Source organism: Streptomyces sp. UH6, from assembly GCF_013421635.1.
In the GTDB taxonomy this organism is placed as follows: domain Bacteria; phylum Actinomycetota; class Actinomycetes; order Streptomycetales; family Streptomycetaceae; genus Streptomyces; species Streptomyces abyssomicinicus.
This window is the reverse complement of the sequence record NZ_JACADT010000971.1, coordinates 1-2,135: the sequence shown is the minus strand read 5'-3', so window position 1 is coordinate 2,135 and position 2,135 is coordinate 1. Positions and strand designations below refer to the sequence as shown.

The following is a 2,135-nucleotide window of genomic DNA, read 5'->3' as shown; positions in this document are numbered from 1 at the left end:
GCAGCGCGGCGTCCAGCCCGATGTGCTCGAGGGTCTTGGCGTCGTACTCCTCCGTCGCCGAGGCCCACCAGCCGGTGCCGGAGGCGTCGCCGCGGTCGGTGGTGCCCTCGCCCGTCAGGCGCTCGGTCAGGTAGTCGTGCGGCAGGCGCACGGCGGCGACGCGGGCGGCGGCCTCCGGCTCGTGCTCCATCAGCCAGGCCCACTTGGTCACGGTGAACGACGTGCTGGGGACCGAGCCGGTGCGCTCGGCCCACGCGTCCGGGCCGCCGAGCTCCTCGATCAGCCGGCGGGTCTGCGGCGCCGAGCGGACGTCGTTCCACAGCATCGCGGGGCGGACCGGGTCGCCGGCGGCGTCCAAGGTCACCAGGCCGTGCTGCTGGCCGCCGACCGAGATCGCCTTCGCCTCGCGGACCACGTCGCCGCACTGCTCCAGCGCCGCGCACAGCGCGTCCCACCACTGCCGCGGGTCGCTCTCACGGCGGTCGCCGCCGGTGACGGTGTGCTTGGCCTGGCCGCTCGCCACGACGCGCCCGGTGGCGACGTCGACGACCAGCGCCTTGGTGGACTGGGTGGACGAATCCACACCGACGACGTACGTACCCTCGCTGGCTGACATCGGGCTCTCCCTGTGGTTCCGCGACACGCGGATTCTGCCTGGTGGACGGTGGTACTCGCGACCTCGGGGCCGCGGTCCCTCGTTCGGTCGCAGGTCCGGACCCCTTTGCGGGCGGAAGCCCCAGGTTGTCTCTTCCCAGCGACGTCAATGCATACTAATTTGTAAACCGGCCTGACGAAATAGTCGACCTCAAGCAAGGAGCCACCCCATGAGCATCCAGCCCACCCCCGAGGACAAGTTCACCTTTGGTCTTTGGACCGTCGGCTGGCAGGGCAAGGACCCGTTCGGCGACGCCACCCGTCCCGCCCTGGACCCGGTCGAGACCGTGCAGCGTCTCGCCGAGCTCGGCGCCCACGGCGTGACCTTCCACGACGACGACCTGATACCTTTCGGCTCCTCCGACGCCGAGCGTGAGGCCATCGTCAAGCGCTTCCGTGGGGCACTGGACGCCACCGGCATGAAGGTGCCGATGGCCACCACCAACCTCTTCACCCACCCGGTCTTCAAGGACGGCGGCTTCACCGCCAACGACCGCGACATCCGCCGCTACGCGCTGCGCAAGGTCATCCGCAACATCGACCTCGCCGTCGAGCTGGGCGCCACCACCTACGTCGCCTGGGGCGGCCGCGAGGGTGCCGAGTCCGGCGCCGCCAAGGACGTCCGCGTCGCCCTCGACCGCATGAAGGAGGCGTTCGACCTCCTCGGTGACTACGTCGTCTCCCAGGGCTACGACCTGCGCTTCGCCATCGAGCCCAAGCCGAACGAGCCCCGCGGCGACATCCTCCTCCCGACCATCGGCCACGCCCTGGCCTTCATCGACCGCCTCGAGCGCCCCGAGCTGGTCGGCCTCAACCCGGAGGTCGGTCACGAGCAGATGGCCGGTCTGAACTTCCCGCACGGCATCGCCCAGGCGCTGTGGGCGGGCAAGCTCTTCCACATCGACCTCAACGGACAGTCCGGCATCAAGTACGACCAGGACTTCCGCTTCGGCGCCGGTGACCTGCGCCAGGCGTTCTGGCTGGTCGACCTGCTGGAGAGCTCCGACTACGACGGCCCGAAGCACTTCGACTTCAAGCCGCCGCGGACCGAGGACTTCGACGGCGTCTGGGAGTCCGCCGCGGGCAACATGCGCAACTACCTCCTGCTCAAGGAGCGCGCGCTCGCCTTCCGCGCCGACCCGGAGGTCCAGGAGGCCCTGCGCGCCTCCCGCCTCGACGAGCTGGCCCAGCAGACCGCCGCCGACGGCGTCGAGGGCCTGCTCGCCGACCGTTCCGCGTTCGAGGAGTTCGACGTCGACGCCGCCGCCGCCCGTGGCATGGCGTTCGAGCGCCTCGACCAGCTGGCCATGGAGCACCTGCTCGGCGCCCGCGGCTGACCTCCGCCGCGTCCGGCACCGCTGCGCACCGCCCCGTACCGCTTCCCGCGGTGCGGGGCGGTGTGCGTTCGTTCCGCCTGCGGTGCGGCCTCACCTGCGGGTGAGGCCCCGACGGCGGCGTGGCCCCGCGGCGCCGATGGGTGT

At 71.3% G+C, this 2,135-nt stretch carries 2 protein-coding genes; one reads left to right on the top strand and one right to left on the bottom strand.

Going from position 1 to position 2,135, the window contains the following annotated elements; all coding sequences use genetic code 11:
• A partial coding sequence (locus tag HW445_RS28170) for an FGGY family carbohydrate kinase (protein WP_257231336.1) occupies positions 1-616 on the bottom strand: 616 nt, incomplete at its 3' end.
• Between the two features lie 208 nt (positions 617-824).
• On the opposite strand from HW445_RS28170, the gene xylA reads away from it, so the two are divergent.
• A complete protein-coding gene (gene xylA, locus HW445_RS28165) occupies positions 825-1,991 on the top strand; it encodes a xylose isomerase (RefSeq protein WP_151772393.1) in 1,167 nt (388 codons plus the stop codon).
• Positions 1,992-2,135 lie beyond the last annotated feature (144 nt).

What these genes read in the sequence shown, in the direction of transcription:
- xylA (WP_151772393.1), top strand. Translation starts at nt 825, where the DNA reads ATGAGCATCCAGCCCACCCCCGAGGACAAGTTCACCTTTGGTCTTTGG.